This is a genomic window from Campylobacter sp. IFREMER_LSEM_CL1085, assembly GCF_025772235.1.
GTDB lineage: Bacteria > Campylobacterota > Campylobacteria > Campylobacterales > Campylobacteraceae > Campylobacter_D > Campylobacter_D lari_D.
Genome location: NZ_JAKMRU010000031.1, coordinates 1 through 5,594 on the forward strand (window position 1 = coordinate 1; position 5,594 = coordinate 5,594).

4 protein-coding genes are annotated in these 5,594 nt (G+C 26.1%); 1 reads left to right on the forward strand and 3 read right to left on the reverse strand.

Annotation, left to right across the window (positions count from 1 at the left end; all coding sequences use genetic code 11):
- The coding region (locus L8W56_RS08595; RefSeq protein WP_263660009.1) for a flagellin at positions 1–316 on the forward strand (316 nt) is incomplete at its 5' end.
- Positions 317–343: 27 nt separating this feature from the next.
- On the opposite strand, the gene L8W56_RS08600 is transcribed toward L8W56_RS08595, so the two are convergent.
- From L8W56_RS08600 to L8W56_RS08610, 3 genes are all read right to left on the reverse strand, one after another.
- Positions 344–2,224, reverse strand: coding sequence for a motility associated factor glycosyltransferase family protein (locus L8W56_RS08600; protein ID WP_263660010.1), 1,881 nt, complete (start codon positions 2,222–2,224; stop codon positions 344–346).
- A gap of 32 nt (positions 2,225–2,256) precedes the next feature.
- A complete protein-coding gene (locus L8W56_RS08605) occupies positions 2,257–3,924 on the reverse strand; it encodes a motility associated factor glycosyltransferase family protein (protein ID WP_263660011.1) in 1,668 nt (555 codons plus the stop codon).
- A 183-nt stretch (positions 3,925–4,107) separates the two neighbouring features.
- Positions 4,108–5,594: motility associated factor glycosyltransferase family protein (locus L8W56_RS08610; RefSeq protein WP_263660012.1), on the reverse strand; the 1,487-nt coding region annotated here is incomplete at its 5' end.

Genomic DNA, 5,594 nt, shown 5'->3' on the forward strand with positions numbered 1-5,594 from the left:
GGCTAATGATCAAACTCCAGGTGTTACCACACTCAAAGGTGCTATGGCTGTGATGGATATAGTAGAAACCGCTACAGCAAATCTAGATGCCATTAGAGCTGATATTGGTGCGGTGCAAAATCAAATCACAGCTACACTAAATAACATCAGTGTAACCCAAGTAAATATCAAATCAGCTGAATCAAACATCAGAGATGTAGACTTTGCAGCAGAAAGTGCAAATTTCTCTAAATACAACATCCTAGCTCAAAGCGGATCTTATGCTATGAGTCAAGCTAATGCTGTGCAACAAAATGTTTTAAAACTCTTACAATAAATCCAAATAATATAAGGCAGTTTCGCCTTATATTAAATTTCTTTTTTCTAAAATATCTTGCAAAGGTATGATGGCTATCTTTAAAGCTTTTTCTTGGACTAAAGCTAGTTCACTGATTTCTTCTAGCCAAGATTTATGTGCTGTAATCCAAGCAACAAGTTTATTTTGTTTATCACTATCATTATGCATAGGATTAACATATATTTTTGAAAAATTGCTTTCAAGATGAAATAAAGAAGGACTTAAAACTTCTCTTAAGAAAATGTATTTATTGCTTTCTATAATCTCTTTTAGTTGATCTATTTTTGTATTTAACTCATGTAAAGTATAGTGTGTTTTGCTTTGATAGTTTAATTCTTTATGTAATTTTTTACAAATTTTTAAGAATTTTTCATTAGCTTTTATATTTTGTTTGATTTGCTTATAAGCTTTTAGCATAAGTTCTTGGCTGTCTTTGCGTTTTGGTGGATTTAGTTTTGGAAAAGGTTTTTTTACTCCATCTTTTAAAAATTCTTCACAAATTTCTTTAAAAGGTTTTTCTATAGTTCCTTCTATCCTTGCTCCACCTTCTGTGGCATTGTAAATTTTTGCTTTTGTTTGTTTGTGAAATAAACTTTCAAAAATTTGTTTAAATAACATCCAAACCTCTGAACTTTGCACATAAGTTTTTCCACCATAAGCTAAGGTTTCAAATTTTCCATGGTCTCGTTCAAAATCTCCTTCGTGATAACTTTCATGTAAAAATCCTTCACTATGAGATTTTCCATCATCACTATAAGCTAAATCTTGTCCTATTAAGACGATATTTTCATGTCCTAACAAAAGCGCTAGTTCATAGTTTAAATGTGCTACACTCATTCCGCCACTTACATAGCCAAAATCATGCAATCCTAAAGAATAAGCAAAAGGTAATGATCTTGAAACTAAAATATATTTTCTTTTATTTTTTTCTAAAAATTCTACACTATCTTTATATACTAATGAAGCTAAAATAAAAGTAATGTCTTTATCAAATTCTTTAAAATCATTATCAAAGCATTTTGATACCACATCATCTCTTTCTAGCATACAAACATAATCAGGTTTTATACCTGCCTTTGCTAAGATAGGATAAGCACTATCAGCGCAAAATATAGTAGCTTTGTTAGCATATTTTTTAAGTAAAGGAAGTTGTTTTTTTAAAGAAGGTCCAGTGGCTACCAATATAGCATTTTTGCTTTTATTTGATCTTTTTTTCTTAAATTCGTTAAAACTTGGATGTGTAAGCATTTTAGGTAAATTTAGAACAAATTGCTCTATGCCTTGCATAGCATCAATTGGATCATTTCCTCTTCTTAAAGCAATATTTTTAATAACTTTGGAATTTAAATCATTTATGTTTTTAATTTCTTCTTTTTGTCTTTCTTCATAAAATTCGCAATGAATATGTAGAGTGTAAGTTTTTAAAAATAAATTTAAAAAAGAGCATAAAGTATCAGCTTTTGTATAGTTAAATTCCTTTGTATGGATTAAAATAAATCTATCTTCTAAAAGTTCTTTGGAAAAATCTATCATATTAAAAACTAAAAATATTAACTCAATGTCTTTTTCATATACAATAACTTTTTTATGTTCTTTATTTGCAAGTAAACTTTTGTAAAATATACCATTGCCTAATCCATAGAAAAAAAGTATAGGGTATCTTAAGTATTCTTTATTAAATAGCTCAATTTTTTCTTGTAGTTCTTTTAAAGGATTTATATATAAATTTTTTATATTTTTATAACATATATTACAATTTAAAGGATCTTTATCAAAAACATAAATATAATCTTTAGCTTCTTTTATTCTACCTAATTTTCTTTTTAGTGTTTGATATTCACTTCCTTTTAAGGCTTTTAAATTTTTTTTAAAAATCTCTGTTTTCATTTTTATCCTTTTTGATTAAAAAAATAATATCGTCATTTTTTAATATATTTTTCTAAATTATTTTTAGTCAGAATGTCTTTTATAAAACATTTTTTGTTTAAAAGAATTATTTCTAATTTTTTTAGGGTGATAATAATGAGTTGAAAGTATTCTAAATGAGAGTTGATCCAAAATTTACTTTTTTCTTTTTGCATTTGTTGGCTTTTTGGGATTATTACAAAAATTTTTGCAAGATGAAAGCGTAGTTGATCTAAATAACAAGCGAGCAAAAGTCTTATTAAAGCATTATCTTTAAAATCATCAAGATCAAACTCGTCTAGATATTGCAATGTAATATTTGCATCAGATGAATTGTTGATAAAATTGATTATATTTTGATACTTTTTTAAGTATTTTTCTATATCTTCTAATAATTTAATTAATTTATGATAGGTCTTTAGCAAATATTCTTGTTTTTTATCCGGGGTAAAGTTTTCTAAAATAGGAAAATCTTTTTCAATTTTTTCTTTTAAAAACTCTTTACAAATTTCTTTAAAAGGTTTTTCTATAGCTCCTTCTATCCTTGCTCCACCTTCTGTGGCATTGTAAATTTTTGCTTTTGAATTTGTGATTAAATATTCAAGATTAGTTTTAAACATATCCCAAGTTGTATTTGAAGTAATGTGTTTATTGCCACCATAAGCCATAATATTTATCTTTTCTAAATTACTATCACTAGTAGCGGTATATAGATAGTTTTTAGGATGAGATTCTCCAATGTCATTATAAGCTAAATCTTGTCCTATAAAGAATATATTTTTAAAATTTAATAGATTGGCAAATATAAAAGCTAAATGTGCAACAGAAATCGCTAAATCAACATAACCAAAAGCATTTAAACCAAAATAAGTTTCAAAAGTTTCTTTTGAGAAAAAAACATATTTTCGCTTATTTTTGTCTAGGTACTTTATGGTATTTGAGTGAGTTAGTGAAGCAATAATAAATAAAATATCTTTATCAAAATCATCAAAATTATTATTAAAAAATTCACTCGCAAAATCTATTCTTTCAACAGAAAAAACATAATCAGGCTTGATATTTTCTTGATATAAAATAGGATAAGCACTATCAGCGCAAAAAATTACCACATTATCTTGATATTGTTTGAGTAAAGGTAGCTGCTTGCTTAAAGATGGTCCAGTAGATACTATGATTGCATTTTTACTCAATGTATTTCTTTTATTTAGCAATTCTTTTAAGCAAGGTTTTGAAAGCATTTTTGGAATATTTTCCATGAATTGTTCTATCCCTTGTAAAGTATCTTTAGTGTCTGTTCCTTTTATAGTTGCAATAGATCTTATACAAGAGAGTATTTTTTGATTTAAATTTAAGATATCATTTGCAAATCTTTCATAGTATCTAGAATGTATTTCTAAAAAATATGTTCTTATAAATTCTCTAAAAGGATTTCTTGACATTAAAGAAAGTAATGCAGAATTTGGCATATTGCATTGTGCTAAAATTAGTTTATTTGTTTTTAATTCTTTTGAAAAATCTATATGAAAAAACAAGCTATATATTAATTCCAAGTTGTCTTCAAAAACTATGATATGCTTTAAATTTGGATTTTGCAAAAGAGCTTTATATAAAATTCCATTTCCAAATCCAAAAAAATAAAGCACAGGATATAATTTATACATTTGATCATATTTTGCCAGCATAGTATTTAATTCTAAAATAGGATTTTCATAAATTACCCCCCCCCCGCTTATCTTTAATATTAATATCTAAAGAATCGTTTCCTTGTATTATTATATATGGTGTTTTTTTGATGTTTTTAAAAAGTTTTTGAAAAGATGGGTTAAGGGATTGGATATTTTTCTTAAAAAGCTCATGATTCATAATTATGCCTTTAAATTTTCTTTTATAGTTTTATTATAATTTTCAAGATATAAAATAATCTCATCAAAAAAATCGATTTGTTGTTCTAAGAAAGATTTTGTATTTTTTTCTTTTTCAACTTTGTATTTTAAAACCTCACATTCATTTTGAAAGCATCTAGCTTGTAAAATATCTGAAAAAAATTCACTTTTTGGGAGCTTAAGTCTTAGTTTTTCTAATCTTTCTAAGCTTTTATCTTTAATAGCTTTTTTACATTCATTGATAAAAATTTCACTTTGTTTTATTTGTTTGTTGAGTTTTTCTTTGCATTGTTTTAGTTTTTTTTGTGGATTTTTTGCTTTTGTTAAAATAATATTTTTTTCAATTTTTTCTTTTAAAAACTCTTCACAAATTTCTTTAAAAGGTTTTTCTATGGTTCCTTCTATCCTTGCCCCACCTTCTGTGGCATTATAAGTTTTGATTTTTAATATATCTCTAGCTAGAGCTATATCTTTTTCAAAACTTTTTAAAAACAAATACCATGTGAGTTGTGTTTTTACTTCTTTATTGCCTCCATATGCACAGATTGTTTTATAAACAACTTCTTCGTCTCCTTGATCACCATATAAATGTTCTTTTGGGTGAGACTTTCCATCATCACTATAAGCTAGATCTTGCCCTATTAAAATAATATTTTCAAATCTTAAAGCTCCAGCTAACTCATAAGCCATATTAGCAACACTCATGCCATTTCCCAAAAAACCATATTCATTTAAGCCAAGTTTGCTTTCAAAAAACAAAGGTCTTAAAACAAGCATATAATTTCTATTATTTTTTTCTAAATATTCTATGGTTTTAGGATGAGTTAAAGAAGCTATGATAAATAATATATTTTTATCAAATTCTCCAAAATCATTATTAAAAAATTCGCTAGTAAAATCTACTCTTTCTAGTGAAAAGACATAATCAGGCTTAATTCCCTCTTTGGCTAAGATAGCATAAGAGCTATCAGCACTAAAAATCACAACATTTTCTTGGTATTTTTTTAAAAGTGGAAGTTGTTTCATCAAAGAAGGACCTGTTGAAACTATAATGGCATTTTTTGCTTTTGCTTTTCTATCTTTTATTAGATTTTTAAAAGGCGTATGAGTGATGATTTTTTCTAAATTTATAATATTATGTTTTATTCCTAGCAAAGCATCTTTTGGGTCATTTCCACGAGCAAGCATTAGTGTTTTTATGAGATTTAATAAAATTTGCATCACATTTTGAGCATTGGGTGTATAAAAATTAATATAAAAATCATTATAAAAATGAAAATTGAAAATTTTCAGCGTATGTTTGATTTGCGGATAATTAAATAAAACTTTAAGTTGAGCGGTGTTGATATTTGGTGTAAAAAACAAAATAAGTTTTTCTTTTCTAAGAAGTGTGGTAAAATCAATCATATGAAAAGCTAGATATAAAATTTCTAATTCTTCTTCAAAAATAACAATATGTTTTAAATTCT

Coding starts and splice junctions, on each gene's coding strand:
- L8W56_RS08600 (WP_263660010.1), bottom strand. CDS start 2,224: ATGAAAACAGAGATTTTTAAAAAAAATTTAAAAGCCTTAAAAGGAAGT.
- L8W56_RS08605 (WP_263660011.1), bottom strand. CDS start 3,924: ATGCTGGCAAAATATGATCAAATGTATAAATTATATCCTGTGCTTTAT.